The organism is Halomonas sp. MCCC 1A13316 (genome assembly GCF_014931605.1).
GTDB lineage: Bacteria > Pseudomonadota > Gammaproteobacteria > Pseudomonadales > Halomonadaceae > Halomonas.
On the sequence record NZ_CP053382.1, the window covers coordinates 1,779,882 to 1,795,790 of the forward strand.

Annotated in this window: 14 protein-coding genes; 4 read left to right on the forward strand and 10 right to left on the reverse strand. The window is 62.2% G+C overall.

Going from position 1 to position 15,909, the window contains the following annotated elements; genetic code table 11:
* Window positions 1–225 precede the first annotated feature (225 nt).
* Window positions 226–507, forward strand: coding sequence for a DUF503 domain-containing protein (locus HNO52_RS08250; RefSeq protein ID WP_197568665.1), 282 nt, complete (start codon window positions 226–228; stop codon window positions 505–507).
* Window positions 508–1,082: 575 nt separating this feature from the next.
* On the opposite strand, the gene HNO52_RS21440 is transcribed toward HNO52_RS08250, so the two are convergent.
* Complete coding sequence (locus HNO52_RS21440) at window positions 1,083–1,508, reverse strand: con-10 family general stress protein (RefSeq protein WP_197568666.1); 426 nt, start codon at window positions 1,506–1,508, stop codon at window positions 1,083–1,085.
* A gap of 312 nt (window positions 1,509–1,820) precedes the next feature.
* Between HNO52_RS21440 and HNO52_RS08260 the strand changes: the two genes are divergently transcribed.
* Both HNO52_RS08260 and HNO52_RS08265 read left to right on the forward strand, forming a co-directional pair.
* Complete coding sequence (locus HNO52_RS08260; RefSeq protein WP_197568667.1) at window positions 1,821–2,822, forward strand: potassium channel family protein; 1,002 nt, start codon at window positions 1,821–1,823, stop codon at window positions 2,820–2,822.
* Between the two features lie 81 nt (window positions 2,823–2,903).
* Window positions 2,904–3,872 carry a YbgA family protein gene (locus HNO52_RS08265; RefSeq protein WP_197568668.1) on the forward strand — a complete coding sequence of 323 codons (969 nt, stop codon included), beginning with the start codon at window positions 2,904–2,906 and terminating at the stop codon, window positions 3,870–3,872.
* Here HNO52_RS08265 and HNO52_RS08270 read toward each other — a convergent pair.
* Both HNO52_RS08270 and HNO52_RS08275 read right to left on the reverse strand, forming a co-directional pair.
* Window positions 3,869–5,644, reverse strand: coding sequence for an ABC transporter transmembrane domain-containing protein (locus HNO52_RS08270; RefSeq protein ID WP_197568669.1), 1,776 nt, complete (start codon window positions 5,642–5,644; stop codon window positions 3,869–3,871). The two genes, HNO52_RS08265 and HNO52_RS08270, sit on opposite strands and share 4 nt — an antisense overlap.
* Before the next feature lie 129 nt (window positions 5,645–5,773).
* Window positions 5,774–8,248: an NAD-dependent epimerase/dehydratase family protein gene (locus HNO52_RS08275; protein ID WP_197568670.1), complete on the reverse strand. Its 2,475-nt coding sequence runs from the start codon at window positions 8,246–8,248 to the stop codon at window positions 5,774–5,776.
* 189 nt (window positions 8,249–8,437) lie between these two features.
* Here HNO52_RS08275 and HNO52_RS08280 point away from each other — a divergent pair, with 189 nt between their 5' ends.
* Window positions 8,438–9,163: a glutamine amidotransferase gene (locus tag HNO52_RS08280; RefSeq protein WP_197568671.1), complete on the forward strand. Its 726-nt coding sequence runs from the start codon at window positions 8,438–8,440 to the stop codon at window positions 9,161–9,163.
* A gap of 9 nt (window positions 9,164–9,172) precedes the next feature.
* Here the strand turns inward: HNO52_RS08280 and yejK are convergent, their stop codons facing one another.
* The 7 genes from yejK to HNO52_RS08315 all read right to left on the reverse strand — a co-directional run bounded on the left by yejK (window position 9,173) and on the right by HNO52_RS08315 (window position 15,908).
* Window positions 9,173–10,189, reverse strand: coding sequence for a nucleoid-associated protein YejK (yejK, locus tag HNO52_RS08285; RefSeq protein ID WP_197568672.1), 1,017 nt, complete (start codon window positions 10,187–10,189; stop codon window positions 9,173–9,175).
* Between the two features lie 123 nt (window positions 10,190–10,312).
* The gene (locus HNO52_RS08290; RefSeq protein ID WP_197568673.1) at window positions 10,313–11,539 is read right to left on the reverse strand and encodes a GGDEF domain-containing protein; all 1,227 of its coding nucleotides are present in this window, start codon (window positions 11,537–11,539) and stop codon (window positions 10,313–10,315) included.
* Between the two features lie 202 nt (window positions 11,540–11,741).
* Complete coding sequence (locus tag HNO52_RS08295) at window positions 11,742–12,503, reverse strand: ABC transporter permease (RefSeq protein ID WP_197568674.1); 762 nt, start codon at window positions 12,501–12,503, stop codon at window positions 11,742–11,744.
* Window positions 12,500–13,474, reverse strand: a complete 975-nt coding sequence (locus HNO52_RS08300; protein WP_197569149.1) for an ABC transporter ATP-binding protein — start codon at window positions 13,472–13,474, stop codon at window positions 12,500–12,502. The genes HNO52_RS08295 and HNO52_RS08300 overlap by 4 nt, the downstream gene beginning before the upstream one ends.
* Window positions 13,475–13,627: 153 nt before the next feature.
* Window positions 13,628–15,085, reverse strand: coding sequence for an Nramp family divalent metal transporter (locus tag HNO52_RS08305; protein ID WP_232090788.1), 1,458 nt, complete (start codon window positions 15,083–15,085; stop codon window positions 13,628–13,630).
* 174 nt (window positions 15,086–15,259) lie between these two features.
* A complete protein-coding gene (locus HNO52_RS08310; protein ID WP_167116256.1) occupies window positions 15,260–15,538 on the reverse strand; it encodes a peptidylprolyl isomerase in 279 nt (92 codons plus the stop codon).
* 82 nt (window positions 15,539–15,620) lie between these two features.
* The gene (locus tag HNO52_RS08315) at window positions 15,621–15,908 is read right to left on the reverse strand and encodes a DUF1330 domain-containing protein (protein ID WP_197568676.1); all 288 of its coding nucleotides are present in this window, start codon (window positions 15,906–15,908) and stop codon (window positions 15,621–15,623) included.
* Window position 15,909: the final 1 nt, after the last annotated feature.

Consider the following 15,909-nt stretch of genomic DNA (forward strand, 5'->3'; position numbering starts at 1 on the left):
CAGCCAGTGGACATGGTAGTGATTCCCGAGGAAGGAAACAGAGGAGAGAGCACCGCCTATATAGCATGCCGTGTTGCGCTGCGGTATCGATCAGTGAGCCTTGCGCCATGCCAGTTTTGCATGGCAACGAAGTGCGCCCGAAGCGCTGCCGATCATTGGAGAGAAGCATGTGTTAGCGTGACGCCATGCTCCGTGCGGGACTGGTTAACTCTAAGGAGAAGACGCATGCACATAGCCATTCTGACACTGCATGTTTCGCTGCCCGGCTGCGCATCACTGAAGGAGAAGCGTCAGCGCATGGGGGGATTGCACGAGCGCTACGGCCGCAACCCGGCGGTAGCTGTATGCGAGAGCGGTGAGCACGATCGGCTGGAAGCGAGCGAATGGACCTTCGTGATCGTGGGCAACGAGCGGCAGAAGGTCGAGTCGCTGTGCAGCGAGGTCGAGGATAGGGTGCAGCGCACGGTGGATGGCCGTGTTATGGATAGCACTCGCGAGTTGCTGTAGCTACGTGACCGGATACGTCGAAACGGTCAACTGGTTTATTTCGCTTCGCTGATTTTCTGTGCATCAAAAAGCGTCAATAAAGAACACAAGTGGGCTTCGGTGGTGCAGATGAGGCGAACGGATGGAATATAGCACAAAGCCTGCTTGACTGTTTTTCTTGCAGGCCTTTGTTTTTTAGAATTTTTTGTGTTTGTTGGCGCGACTATCGCATTGTATTGAGTAACCGATCATTGATACCGATCAACGCTGCAGGAAGGTCAACTGCTCTTCATCTTCCTGGGGCAACGTCGCCAACGGCTGAATGAACAGCAGGCGATATACCGATGTGAGCTGGCGTGCTCCACCTGACCCCCTTCGGGGGGTCTTTTTTATTTCTGGGTAGGGTGCGTGTTCGCTATGCTTGCCGCAACTCGACCTTGGTCGTGCATTCTTGCATTTTGGAACTGACGCGACGAAACAGTAAAAAGGCTGCCAGGGTTCACCCTGACAGCCTTTCGAGTCGGTGGTACGCTTCCGCTCCGAAACTTCCGTGTCTCGTTTAACAGTCCCTGTGCACTGAAACGGAATGAACCGTATCAGCGGCCTTGGTTCTTGCCACCCTTGCGGCCTGCTTCGGAGGCCTTCTGTGGGTCGTTGGCAAAGTTGCCTCCGCTGTGCTGACCGCCTTTCTGGCCGGCTTCGGAAGCCTTCTGCGGGTCGTTGGCAAAGTTGCCGCCGCTGTGCTGGCCACCTTTCTGGCCGGCCTCGGAGGCGCGCTGCGGGTCGTTGGCGAAGTTACCACCGCTTTCATGTCCGCCTTTCTGACCGGCCTCGGAAGCGCGCTCCGGGTCATTAGCGAAGTTGCCGCCGCTCTCATGACCGCCTTTCTGGCCGGCCTCGGAGGCTTTTTGCGGGTCATTGGCGAAGTTGCCTCCGCTATGCTGGCCACCTTTCTGGCCGGCTTGCGAAGCCTTCTGCGGATCGTTGGCAAAGTTGCCCGGATTCTGGTTGCGCTGTGCCATGTCAGATCTCCTTCCTAGTTTTGCCTGTTTAAACACAAGCGAAGTCGTACTTCCATTTACCGGTTTTCCGGCACTGCTGGCATCCGTCTGCCATCACGGTTAAACGTAGGAACGGATAATCGGTATATCAACCTATGTCGGGTTTCCTAATGAAAAGAAAAGTAGGCCTTCCTAACGAAAGATTGCCCACAGCGGCAAGTCTCTTTACGAGCCGTGATTTTTCGAACGCTTGCAGCGTAAAACCGAGCTGAATGGTCCGGACTTGAGCTAGGGTATCGGCGGGAATCCATTCATTGGGCAAAGGAAGCGCCTATGTCGACATTTATTGCGCTAAGCGGTTTTCTTCTGGTGGGGGTGGTGATCTACGACGCCGTGCAGACGACGCTCTCGGCATCTAGGTCTGGGCCCATGACCCGGTTTTTGGGGCGGTTCGCCTGGTTTACCGCACTGTGGCTGTATCGGCGTTTCTCGCGGCACGGATTGCTTCAAGCCGTTGGACCCTGGGTCACTGTCGCTCTGTTGACGGTATGGGTGAGTTTGGTCTGGCTGGGATGGTGGCTAGTGTTCAGTAGCCATGAGGGGGCAGTGTTTCATCCCAGCTCCGGCACCTTTGCCAATCCCTTGGAGCGTCTTTATTTTGTCGGTTATACCATCACCACGCTGGGCTACGGCGACTTCGTGGCCGGTGCCGGGAAGTGGCAGGTTCTGGCGGTGCTGGCAGCGGCTAACGGTTTCTTTGTGTTGACCCTGTCGGTGACCTATATTCTCGCCGTCATGTCCGCCGTGGTCCAGAAGCGCCAGCTGGCCATCTCGATTCACGCGCTCGGCGATACGCCGTCAGCGATCGTGCGGCGCTTGGAAGCAGAGGGAGGTTTCGTGGAGTTGGCCGAGCAGGTTGACGATCTCAAGGCAACCATTATCAGCGTGGGCCAGCAGCACCTCGCCTACCCCATCCTGCACTATTACCATCAGGGGGAACCCAGCCGAGCCCTGCCGGTGGCCCTGTTCAGGCTTTACCAGGCGCTTGCCATCGTCTGCCATGGCAGTACCTCGCTGTCCCCTTCGGTGCGCTTCAAACTACAAGCCACCCTTTACTCGCTGGAAAGTTTTCGTTCGGTGCTGAGCCACGACTTCGTGCGGCCAGCACGTGATGTGCCCAAGATCGAAGCAGCATGGTTGCCTTCCACGGCGAGACTCGACAAGCCCCGCGAGGAAATTCGCGACTATCTAGAGGGGCTGGAAAGCCAGCGCGTCTGGCAGGCCTATCTCGAAAACGATGGCTGGGAATGGCAAATGTCGTGGCGTGAGAGATGAAACCTTGCGAACGGCAAGCGCTTGCCAATGAGGGTCGGGCAGACGACGATGATGCGGTGGTAAGGTAATGGAGGGTTGGCTGTGGCTGATACGACCGCGTCGCGGGCGATACAGGTAGGCATCAGCGCCTGCCTGATGGGTGAGCAGGTGCGCTACAATGGCGGGCACAAGCGCTCCCGCTACTGCCTGGAAGTGCTACAGGAGTGCTTCGCGTTCGAGCCCTTCTGCCCCGAGCTCGAGGCCGGCCTGGGCGTACCGCGGGAGCCGATTCGCCTGGTCGGCTCAATCGGCGAGCCGCCGCGGGTCAAGGGCACGGTCGACTCCAGCCTCGATGTCACCGAGCGTCTTCGCGAAGTCGGCGAAGCGTTTGTCGAAAGTCATCGTCATCTGCGCGGTTTCATCCTGATGAAGGGTTCGCCGAGCTGCGGGCTCGAGCGGGTGAAGGTCTATCACGACAACGGCATGCCGAGCCACGCCGATTCGGGTCTCTTCGTGAGGGTGCTACGCGAGCACTTTCCTGAGCTGCCGCTGGAAGAAGAAGCGCGGATGAACGATGCCGTGCTGCGCGAGAACTTCATCACCCGTGTATTTGCCTTCGACGACTGGAAGCGTCACGTCGAGGAGGCGAAAGCGTTTCATGCCCTGATCCAGTTTCACAGCCGCCAGAAGTACCTGCTGATGGCGCACCACGTGGAAGCCTATCGCGAGCTGGGGCGCTACCTGGGCAGTGAGGCCCATACCCAGCCTCTGGAAAAGGTGAAACTTCGCTACTTGCAGCGCTTCATGGCGGCACTGTCGCGCCCCGCAACGCGCAAGACCCACACCAACGCCTTGATGCACGTGCTGGGTTACTTGAAACAGGCGGTGGACGGCGAGGTCAAGCAGGACCTGCTGCAGGCGGTGGAGGAGTACCGCCTGGGGCACGTGCATTTGGCAGTGCCGGTGCGCCTGCTCAATCACTACGTGAAACGCCACGGCTCGGACTACGTACGCCAGCAGACGTATCTGGACCCCCACCCGTACGAGCTGGGTCTGCGCAACACCATCTAGCGGGTGGGGTGGTGCCGGCCGAACTGCAGCTCCGCCAGGTGGCGGTAGAGCGGGCTCTGTTCGAGCAGCTCGGCATGGCGGCCGGCGGCCACCAGCTGTCCCTCGTCGAACACCAACAGCCGGTCGGCGGCGGTCACCGTCGCCAGGCGGTGGGCGATCACCAGGCTGGTGCGCCCGGCCATCAGCCGATCCAGCGCCTGCTGCACCAGGCGTTCGCTCTCGGCATCGAGCGCGCTGGTGGCTTCGTCGAGCAGCAGCACGCGCGGATTCTTCAACAAGGCGCGGGCAATCGCCAGGCGCTGACGCTGGCCACCTGAGAGCTGCACGCCGCCGGGGCCGAGCTGGGTATCGAAGCCGCGCGGCAGGGCCTCGACGAAGCCGAGGGCGTTGGCATCGCGGGTGGCGCCACGTAGCTCATCCAGTGTGGCGTCGTGTTTGCCGTAGCGCAGGTTGTCGGCCACCGTGCCGGTAAACAGCACCGGCTCCTGGGCCACCAGGCCCATGCTGGCGCGGAGCGCCTTCGGATCGAACTCGCGCAAGTCGATGCCGTCCAGCGTCAAGCGCCCCCGGTCGGGGTCGTGAAAGCGCAGTAGCAGCCCCAGCAGAGTGCTCTTGCCGGCGCCGGAGGGGCCCACCAGGGCGACGCGCTCGCCGGGACGTATCCACAGGTCGAGGGAATCGAGCGCCGGCGTCTCGCGTCCGGGATAGGCAAAACTCACTCCCACGAGGCGAATCTCGCCGCGTAGCGGCTGGGGCAGTGGCGTCGGCTTCGCCGGCGGGCGGATGCCGGGCTCGGCGTCGAGCAGCTCGAGCAGACGCTCGGCGGCACCGGCGGCCCGCTGTACATCGCCGGCGACTTCGGCCAGGGTGGCCACCGCCCCTGCGGCGAGCACGGCATAGAAGACGAAGGCGGACAGCTCCCCCGCGCTCATCTCGCCGGCCAGTACCGCCTGGCCACCTTGCCACAGCATCAACCCTACTGCGGCGAATACCGCCAGCATGGCCGCACCGGTGAGCCAGGCGCGCTGCCGGGTGCGCACCACGGCGGTATCGAAGGCCTGCTCGACGCGCTCGCCATAATCGCGCCGGTCGATCGTTTCGTGGGTGAAAGCCTGTACCGTACGGATGCCGTCCAGCGTTTCGTTGGCGTAGCGGCCCAGCTCGGCCACGCGATCCTGGCTGTAGCGGGAGAGCCGGCGCACGCGGCGGCCGAACCACAGGATCGGCAGTACCGTGGCGGGAATGCCGATCAACACCAGCGCCGAGAGCCAAGGTTGGGTGACCAACATCAGTATCACTGCCCCCAGCAGCATCACCAGGTTGCGCAGCGCCAGCGAGATCGACGAGCCGAACAGGGTTTGCAGGACGCTGGTGTCGGCGGTCAGGCGAGAGGTTATCTCGGCGGCGCCGTGGTCGCGATGGGCGGCACTCTCGAAGAAGGCCGGTTCGAGCTCGAGCAGGTGATCGAAGACCTGCCGGCGCAGGTCGGCAGCCAGCCGCTCGCCGATCCAGCTCACCAGGTAGTAACGCAGCGCCGATGCCCCGGCCAGCAGGCTGACCACGGCGAACATGGCGACAAGGGTCTGATTGAGCCGGCTGGCATCCTCGGCCAGGAAGCCCTGGTCGATCACCAGGCGCAGCCCTTGGCCTAGCAGCAGCACGCTGGCGGAGGCCGCCAGCAGCGCCATGGCGGCCATGGCCAGCCGTGTACGATAGGGCGCCAACAGCGCCAGAAGGCGTAGCAGGACCCTGGGGTCGGGGCGTGAAGGCATGGTGGGGCTGTCGCTCGTGGCAGGCATGCCGACACGATACCAGCGCCGCCGCATGAGTGCATGAAGATGAGTGCATGAAGATTAGTGCATGGAGACAAGGCGCCTGGCGGGCGCCTTGTCCCGGTTCGATCAGCCCAGCAGCCGGCTCCAATTGCCGTATTCGCCGCGGATCGGCCCGCGACGCAGGCTCAGCGCAATCACCGCTGCCCCACATATCAGGCTGTTGACGGTGGCCAGCATGTCCGCGCCATGCAGGAAAGGGGTAAAGAACAGCATGGCGGCCAATGGAGTCAGCAGCCAGCGCACCGGGCGCGCCGACTCGGCCATAGCGACCACGCCCAAGGTGATGATCAGCGCGCCGATCAGGTGATCCCAGTTGGCCAGAGCGCCTTGGGCGCCGAAGGTAATGCGTGTGAACATCAGCCAGGCACCGATCAGGATGCACAGTGCCAGGTTCCAGGGCAGGTTCACGCCGGTGCCGAGCGCATCGCCGAGGATGACACCCGGCTTGCGCTGGAAGTCTTCATCCGTCGTTTCGTTGGGTCCTGCGTCGGTGTCGCCGGTGAAGAAGATCTTGAGCACCGGGGCACCGGCCTGACGACGCCGCTTGAGGAATTCGCCGGTGGCAACGAATTCGTTGAAGGCATAGGCGATCTGCAGCAGCATCGCGCCGGCCTGCAGCAGGCACAGCGTGCACCAGGTGCCGATCAGGATCGGCTGGATGATGATGAAGGTCACCGAGACCACGCCGAGCGGCACGATCAATACGCCGAAGGAGGCCACGATCCAAGGCATGGTGCGCCAGCGGTTGGCCGCGCCGATGAAGCCGAGCAGAATCTCCAGCATGTAGACGATGCTGCCCAAGCCGGCGTCCGGCACCGGCCAGGCCTCCGAGGCCGCCGAGGTGATGATGTCCTCGGTGCCGTTGAGTCCGCCACGGGTGCCGTCGAAGAACGGATCCCACACCGCGTCGATATGGCCGAGCTGGTAGGCCGCAAGGTAGCGCGCGACGAAGAAACCGATGAAGGCCAGGGCAATGATCGGCATGCGCTGAAACCAGCTCGAGGGGTTGTTGTTCCAGCCGGGCGGCATGGTGGGGCCGGTCATCGCCGCCGCGGGGGAGATCCCCGGCGCGGGTCGCACAAGGGCCGAGAAGCCGATGGCCAGGGCGCCGACGAGGGTGCCGTTGAGGTAGGCCGCGGCACTTTCGCTCCAGAACACCAGCGGAGCGAACAGCACCCACAGGCCGATAGCCGCGCAGGCCCAGCGTGCCCAGCTGAGTTTCAATGACAGCGAGAGGGCGCCGAACAGCGCCAGCAGCAAGCCCGAAACCATGTCGCTGTAGGCCATGCCGCCGCCATAGCCTAGCGTGGCGGGGGAGGCGACCAGCCAGGCCCCCAGGCCGACATTGAAGAAGTGCGCCCACAAGAAGCGAAAGTGTTCGCGCTGGGCATGGGCCTGGTAATTCTCGAACACCTGTTCTGGATTCTGGCCCTTCTCCTCGGCCTCCTCGACCCAGTCGGGCGGGGTGATGCCATTCGCTTCGTACCAGCCGTGAGGATCGGCGAGCAGATTGTCGACCATGGCTTCGAGGGCATCGAAGACCTCATGGCGCGGCTCCCAGCCGAGCTGCTTGCGGGCGCGGCGGATGTCGAGTTCGTAATGGTCGTCGGCCATGTCGATCATGAAGGGCCGAATGAAGGGTTTCTCGCCCTTGTCGAAATCGTCCGGCACCAACGGCTCGCTCTTTTCCTCGAGTAGAGCGCCGGTTTTGGCCAGCGGCTTGGGCATGACCACGGTTTTCCACTTCTTCTTGCCGTGTATCAGCTCGCCCAGTCGGTTCTGCAGCGCCTCGTAGCTGACGGCGTGCTCCTCACCGATGAGAATTTCGTTGTGCTCGGGCAGCTCGCGGCGGCGGTCGATGGTGCGGCGGAAGGCGTCGATCATGTCTTCCTTGTGCACGCAGGCCTGGCCGGCATTGGTGTTGCCGGAATAGAAATGGCTCTTGAAGGAGTGCTCGTAGATACGTGCGATCTGGTGCGACAGAGTAGGTACGCTGGTCTTCTCGTCGTACATGCCGGCCAGCCTCAGCAGCGTGTAGGGCATGCTGGCATGTTCGCGAATCACCGCCTCGGTCCTGGCCTTCGATTGCGGGTAGGGCCAGGTGGGGCCGATAGGCGTGTCTTCCGTGACCCTGTGCCCCGGCACTTGGGGCTCGTGGACCAGCATGGTACTGGAATAAACGAAACGCTCGACGTTCATACCCTCGAGTGCCTCGAGCAGGTTCCGAGTGCCCTGTTCGTTGACTTTCTCGTAGAGTGGAGACTCCTCGCCGGTAAAGTCGAAGTAGGCGGCGAGGTGCACGACCGCGGCGACGTCCGTGCCATGACGCTCGACGATCTTGCCCATTGCCTCCTTGATGGAATCGACATCGGTCAGGTCGAACTCGAAGCTGTCGTCGGCCTCTTCGGCCTTACTCCTGTCCAGGGCGATGATGCGATAGTTCTGCTTGAGGCTATGGGTCAGGGCCGTTCCTACGCCCCCCGAAGCCCCCGTGATGATGACCAGCGGTTTCCCTTGGGTTGCCACTTCCTTGTCCTGCATGGCCAGGGTTCCCTCCTTTGGCGGCTTGAAGCGCATCGTGCTGTTGCACACTCAAGCTAGCCGGGTTTGCGCGGTCACAGCAAACGCGACTTGTCGCCTTGTGCCATTCTCAGTACAAGAAGGGAGGCATGCACTGGCTTGATCAGGTTGTGTGCCGTACCGTCAGCAAGGGAAAGGAGCTTCTTGCGCATGAAGAGTGTCGTTGCCATTCGTCACGTTACCTTCGAGGATCTGGGTATCTTCGAGCCGATTCTCGAGGAGTTCGGCTATCGGATCCGCTATCTCGACCCGGGCCAGTTGGGCTCCGATGCCCTCGAGGCGTTGGATGTCGCCAGCCCCGAGCTGATGGTGGTTCTGGGGGCTCCCATCGGCGCCAACGACGATGCGCTGTATCCCTTCCTCGGCGCCGAGCTGGATGTCATTCGCCATCGACTCGATTCGGGGCGTCCGCTGCTCGGTATCTGCCTCGGCGCTCAGCTTATCGCCCGGGCGATGGGCGGTAGGGTGTTTCCAATGCCCGAGAAGGAGATCGGCTTTTCCGACGTCTACCTGACTCGTGAAGGGCAGGAGGGGCCGCTGCGGCATATCGGCAACCCCGACGTGGTGCTGCACTGGCATGGCGACATGTTCGAGACGCCTCCCGGCGCCACTCGCCTGGCTTATAGCCACCCCTGCTCCCATCAGGCCTTTGCCGTAGGCGAGCAGGTACTTGGCCTGCAGTTTCATCTCGAGGTGGACCCGGGCAGCATCGAGCCCTGGCTGATCGGCCACGCTGCCGAGCTGGCTGTGGCGGAAATCGATCCGGTCGAGCTGCGTGATAGGGCCCAGCGCCATGGCGAAGGCCTTAAGCAGCGAGGCCAGCAGGTGCTGCGCGAATGGCTGACCAATGCGGAAGCTGCGTACGGCATCGAATGACGCGGAGCGCTACTCCTTGCGCTGCTTCAACTGCTCCTTCAACTGCTTGGGCACCTGCTTGATGATCAGCCGGTCCTGGCTCTCGTCGTATTCGATGCTGGAGCCGAGCAGGTGGGAGTCGAAGCTGATCGACATGCCGCCGGCGCGGCCGGTGAATCGACGAAACTGCCTCAAGGTGCGCTTGTCGGGGGGAATTTCCGGTGAGAGACCGTAGTCGGCGTTGCGAATGTGGTCGTAGAAGGCCTTGGGCTGCTGTTCGTCGAGCAGTTCAGAGAGTTCCTCAAGCGTGATCGGCTCGCCACGGCTGGCCTGCTCGTTGGCATAGTCGATCAGCGCTTCGGTTTTTTCCCGGCTCTGTGCCTCGGCCATGTCCTCCTTTTCGACGTAATCGCTGAAGGCCTTGAGCAGGGTACGCGTCTCGCCGGTGGCATCGATGCCTTCGGTGGCGCCCAGCAGGGTCGCCAAGTCTTCGGAGAGCTTCTTGCCGCCACGGTCGTGGATCCACGACAGGTAATGCCGTGAGGCGGCGCCGTCGCGCCACTGGGTAAGGTTGATGCGCAGGCCCAGGCTCATGCGAGCCAGATTAAGCTGGGCAGCGGGCACGATTTGCAGCGACTGGGTCACGCCGAAACCCTCTCGCTGATGCAATAGCGCCAGGCTCAAGTAGTGGGTTTCGCCATGCTGATAGTCCACGCACAGCAAGTGTCCCGACACCGATAGATGCGCATCGACCAGGGGCAGGAGCCGTTCGGCGACGCCGCGGGTAAAGGCGACGAAATCGCTGCCGCCATCCAGGTAGGCCCCCAGAGCCTGGGTAAAGGCGGGCGTCGAGCCGGCTTCGAGCTCGTTCTCGTCGAGAAAGTGTCCCCACGCCTTGGTCTTGGCATGGTAGGCATCGTGAAAGCGCGAGAGTAGATCCTCGTTGAGCGATGAAGCCGCCAGCTCCGTGGCAGCCGGCCGCAGGCTGGCCGACTGCTCGCTTCCGGCCTTGTCGATATCGTGAACGATGCAGTGCTGTATCGGCATGGCCGGTTATCCTGTGACGAGGATGGATCAGGGGCTGTCTGCGGCACGGATGGAGTGTGCCAGGCAAGCGAAAGGCGAATGATACCGGGCCCAAGGGCGAGTTCAAGCCATCGGCCGGTAGCCTCAGGCTCGGGCAGCGATGGAAGGGTCGGCCTCGTCGGCTACGATCACGCAATTGCGGCCTTGGGACTTGCCGGCATAGAGCGCGTCGTCGGCGCGTTGCAGCGCCAATTCAAGTTTCGCCTCGTCGGGCTCGACCTGGCTGATGCCTACCGTGACCGAGAGTCGCTGGCTCTCGTCGAGCATTGGCAGGCGCAGCGAAGTTACCTTGTGACGCAGGCGCTCGGCGATGAATGTTGCGGTCTCGAGGTCGGCCTGGGGCAGGGCGATGACGAACTCCTCGCCCCCATAGCGGCCGATGAGGTCCGTTTCACGCAGTACCGAGGCACAGCAGGAGGCGACGGTGGTCAGCACCAGGTCACCCACGGCGTGCCCGTGGTGATCGTTGACGGTCTTGAACAGATCGATGTCGACCATGCAGATGGCCAGAGGGGTGCCTTCCCGCTGGGCGCGGTGGAATTCGCGCTCCGCTTGCTCGAAGAAGTGGCGCCGGTTGGCAATACCGGTCAATGGATCGGTGCTGGCCATGTGACGCAGTTGGGCCTCCAGCAGTTGACGCTCCTCGATCTCCTGTTGCAGCTTGCGGTTGGCTTCACGCTCATCCACCAGCAGCGCGAACTGCTTGCGTTGCAGCCGGTTCAGGCGGCTGTAGGTCAACCAGCCCATCAGGTTGGCGAAACCGAGTATCAGAATGCAACTTGCCAGCATCCCGGGGGAGAGGGGCTTCCATAGAGCGGCAACCAGAACGAATCCGAACGCCAGGTAACCGCTCCAGGTCAATATCCATGGCAAGCGATTGGGAACCAGAAGATAGATGGCCAGGCTGGCTACCACAATGCTCGAGACGTGCAGGCCGATACTGCCCGGGTGGAGCAGAATCGTCAGGAGCAGTCCGGTACTGGCGCCAAGGTAAACCAAGTTGAGCGGGAATGGCCAATGCGCATGGGCTGGATGATGGCCAATGTATCGCGCCAATGCCAGGCAGCAGAGCGCAACGCCGATACGTATGGCAGCCAGGGCCAGAAACTCGACGCCAGCGCCGAGCAGCAGGTGATCCGCCACAATGAAGAGCAGGAAGATGCCGGCGACGATCCACAGCGCTCGGCGCAGCTGCTCCGAGTCCTGGATCTGCATGGTTCGGCGAAAAAGGCTTTCCAGCGCCGAGTCGTGAAACTCGTCACGCCAATTGAGCGAAGCCCCCACCCCAGCCTCGTTCTTGCCAGCAGTCATCAGTGAGTCCCTTGAGATATGACGCCATGTCCTCTGGCGCCATCCTACGTCTCTGTTTTTGGTTTTTCCTGAACTGACTGGTTATGCACTTGCTCATCCCTCACGCCACTGTAACGAGAGGGTAATGCCTTTTCATGATGGTCAAGAACCGCCATGAGCGCCAGGGCGTAACTATGCCCAAACGCCAAACGCCCTGGCAGGCTCAGGGCTTGAGACGATAGCCGGTGCGGAAGATCCAACTGATAACCGCCAGTGCTATACCGAGGAACAGCGTGATGATGGCGAGGCTGGCCCAGATGCTGACGTCGCCGGTGCCGTAGAAGCTCCAGCGGAAGCCACTGATCAGGTAGACCACCGGGTTGAGTAGGGTCACGGTCTGCCAGAAGGGCGGCAGCATTTCGATGGAATAGAAGGTACCACCGAGAAAGGTCAGTGGCGTGACGATCAGCAGCGGCACCAGTTGGAGTTTCTCGAAGCCGTCGGCCCAGATGCCGATGATGAAGCCGAGCAGGCTGAAGGTCAGCGCGGTCAGTATCAGGAACAGCAACATTACCAGCGGGTGCTGTATTGAGAAGGGCACGAACAGACGTGCCGTACCGAGCACGATCAGGCCCAGGATCATTGACTTGGTGGCCGCCGCACCAACGAAGCCGAGCACGACCTCAAAATAGGAGATCGGCGCCGAGAGGATCTCGTAGATAGTGCCCGAGAAGCGCGGAAAGAAAATACCGAACGAGGAGGTCGAGACACTCTGGGTCAGCAGCATCAGCATGATCAGCCCGGGCACGATGAAGGCGCCGTAGCTCACCCCGTCGACTTCGCTGATGCGCGAGCCGATGGCGGCGCCGAACACCACGAAGTAGAGCGAGGTCGACACCACCGGTGAGACGATGCTCTGCAACACGGTACGCAGGCTGCGGGCCATCTCGGCCTGATAGATGGTCTTGACCGACTGCAGGTTCATGCGCTCTCCCTGACCAGGTTGACGAAGATTTCCTCCAGCGAGCTCTGCCGAGTGTGCAAGTCCTTGACGCGTATGCCGGTGGCCTCGAGGTCGGCCAGCAGCCCGGCGATGCCGGTGCCCTCGTCCAGGCGGGTGACATCATAGGTATAGACCAGCGCATGGCCCTCTTCGGCCAGCACCAGGTCGTGGCCGGCCAGGGCGGCGGGTACGGCTTCCAGCGGGGAGGCGAGATGCAGCGTCAGTTCCTTGCCCCCCAGCTGCTGCATCAGTGCGGTCTTCTCTTCCACCAGTACCAGTTCACCACGGCGAATCACGCCGATGCGGTCGGCCATTTCCTCGGCTTCCTCGATGTAGTGAGTGGTGAGAATGATGGTCACGCCCTGATCGCGCAGGCCGCGTACCACCTCCCACATCTCGCGTCTGAGTTCCACGTCGACGCCGGCGGTGGGCTCGTCGAGAAACAGAATCTGCGGCTTGTGCGACAGCGCCTTGGCAATCAGCACACGCCGCTTCATGCCGCCCGAGAGCTCCAGCAGTCGGTTGTCACGCTTGTCCCACAGGGTCAGGGCGCGCAATACGTTCTCGATGTGTGCCGGATCCTTGGGCTTGCCGAACAAACCGCGGCTGAAACTGACCGTATCCCACACCGTGGTGAACGCCTCGTTGGTCAACTCCTGGGGCACCAGGCCGATACGCTCCCGAGCCTCGCGATACTGGGCCACATTGTCGAAGCCACCCACCTTGACGCTGCCGCCGCTGGCATTGACCAGCCCGCAGATCACGCTGATCAGCGTGGTCTTGCCGGCCCCGTTGGGGCCGAGCAGGGCAAATATTTCGCCGCGGCGGATCGTCAGGTCGACCTCTTTGAGCGCCTGGTACCCGTCGCCATAAGTCTTGGAGAGCTTTTCGACCTGAATCATCGGCGTGCCGGCTTCGGCGTTACCGCCAGCGTTGCTGCCCTGTTCCGGCATGGTGATCGACGCGGGATTGGCTGAGAGGGTCATGCGGCGTCCCTGTTTTCGAAAGAGCGAATCGACATTGCCCTATCCTAGCGTGTGGAGGTGCCCGGCGCAGAGTTCGTGTGGTGAAGTTTGCGTCGGGCGCCATTGGCCTTGCCGCTTGCCTTAGTTGCCTATGATGCCAACCATATTCAATAGATAGAGCACCGCAAAGCCGAAGTAGAACAAGCCGGCAGCGGTCATCGTTAGGGTGGCCAACCCCCCCGGCCGAAGCTGCGATGGCAGGCGTGTGCGGTTGACGTAGAGCGCTGCTAAGGCGATGAAAGGCGTATGGGCTGCCGCAATAATGCCTGAAACGGACATCACCTGCACCGGATCGCTGAAGACCAGCAGGATGAGTAGCGGCACGAAGCCGGTTACGCTGACGATATAGAGCCGCTTGAGCCAGCGACGCTCGAACATGGGCCAGGGCAGCCGGCGATCCAGGGCGTTCAGACTCTTGAGCAGCAGGCTCGAACTGCCGGACTCGCGGTGACGGCGGGTCACGATCAGGGTCATGTCGGCAAAGCTACGCCCCCAGCCGTCCTGGTTGGCCAGAATGCTGCCGCCCAAGGCAATGACGATCGCGGCCAACAGCACATAGCGGCCGACCTCGCCCCACACGTCCGAGAAAATGTTGGTCAGATCCACTGCGACCTTCGGCCCCTCGGGCATGATGCCCTCCGGTGCCAGCAGTTCGGCGCCGAGCACGAGGAAGGAGAAGATCACCACCAGGCCACCAACTACGCCGAGTACCGCCGTCATGGTCATGGTGCGGATCCACTGCTGTAGATGGTCAATGCGGGTTTCCTGGGGCTTGGGGGCGGTCCTGCTCATCTCCTTGCGCGAATCCTCGGGCATTTCGTCGTTGGGCTCACGGCTCTGCAGGCCTCCGCCGAAACCGCGGGTGGCGGTCCAGTAGCCGAACCAGACGATGCCCATGGAGCCGGCGAGAATGGTACCCACCCAAGGCAGAATCACGTAGAGGTCGGGGTCGTCCGGCCAAGTGGGGGCTAGACCTTGGGCGATCGGCGCCAGGCCGGGAAAGACGATCACCGCCGTGACGATAGCCATGACCATCAGCGCCAGGGCCATCACGCGGCTGAAGGTTTCGATCAGCGAGTAGCGTCCGGTGGCGGTGAACAGCGTGGAGGCCACTACCATGGCCATGGCATACAACGTGTTGGCGCCGGGCAGGAACTCGCCAAGCGCACTGCCGACGACGGCGGCGAGTCCGGCAATGCCGATCGCCGCCGCCAGCAGCTGCGGCACGAAGATTACCCATACGGCCCAGTTTTTTGGCCCCTTAAGGGTGTGCATACCCTCGAGCATGGTCCGGCCGGTGACGATGGAATAGCGAGCCATCTCACGAATCATGACCCACATGAACAGCACCACGAGCAGCAGTATCCACAGCAATTGATACTCGTAGGCTGATGCCACCCGAGGGGTGAAGAGGATCGAACCGGTGCCGACGGCGGAGAGCATCCACAGCAAGCCGGGGCCATACCATTTGATGCGGCCTTTTCCCTTGGGCGGGTCGGGTACTCGATCTCGGAAATGAGCGTTCTGCTCCTGTTGCATCCTTGTCACATCCTGCTCCTTGTCGCTTGCATGGATGCATAAGTTAGCAGGCCTGGCTTTCATCAGCTCAAGGGATATCTCGGCGCAAGGGCATGAACGACAAAGCCGCCGTGACGGGGCACGGCGGCTTCGGTAAATGCGGCCGGGGCGTGACGCCATCCGGCCAGGCTGGCCTCAGCTGCGGCTGGTGATTTCCAGCAGGTGGTAACCGAACTGGGTCTTGACCGGACCGTGCACCTTGTTCAACTCGCCCGAGAAAACCACTTCGTCGAATTCACGCACCATCTGGCCCGGGCCGAAGCTGCCCAGGTCGCCGCCCTGGCGGCCGGAGGGGCAGCTCGAGTGCTCGCGGGCGACTTCGGCGAAGTCGCGCCCGCCTTCGATCTCGGCCTTGAGGGCCTCACATTTCGCTTCGTCGTTTACCAAAATGTGTCGTGCAGTTGCCTTGGCCATGTCGTTCTCCTGACAATGAGGGCGCGCCAGCGCCACGTAAAGTGACGCGAAGGATAGCACGAGGCGTTCGCCAAGCCGAAAGCTACCCCTCGTAGGCGGCCAGGTCGACCTGTGCTGCCGCGTCACGCAACGGTATCAACGCCTGATACTCGGGCGAGTCGTACCACTGCTCCACGGCATGCATGTCAGGGAACCGCAGCATCACGATATTGGGGTGGCCCGGCTGCCCCGCCAGCGTGGAGGCGCGCTGCCCACGCATGATCACTTCGCCGCCCCAACTGGCGAGCGTCTCGGGGATTCGCTCGACGTAGTCCAGCCAGCGTTCGGGATCGTTAACGGTCACCTGACCGACGACATAGACATGGCTCATA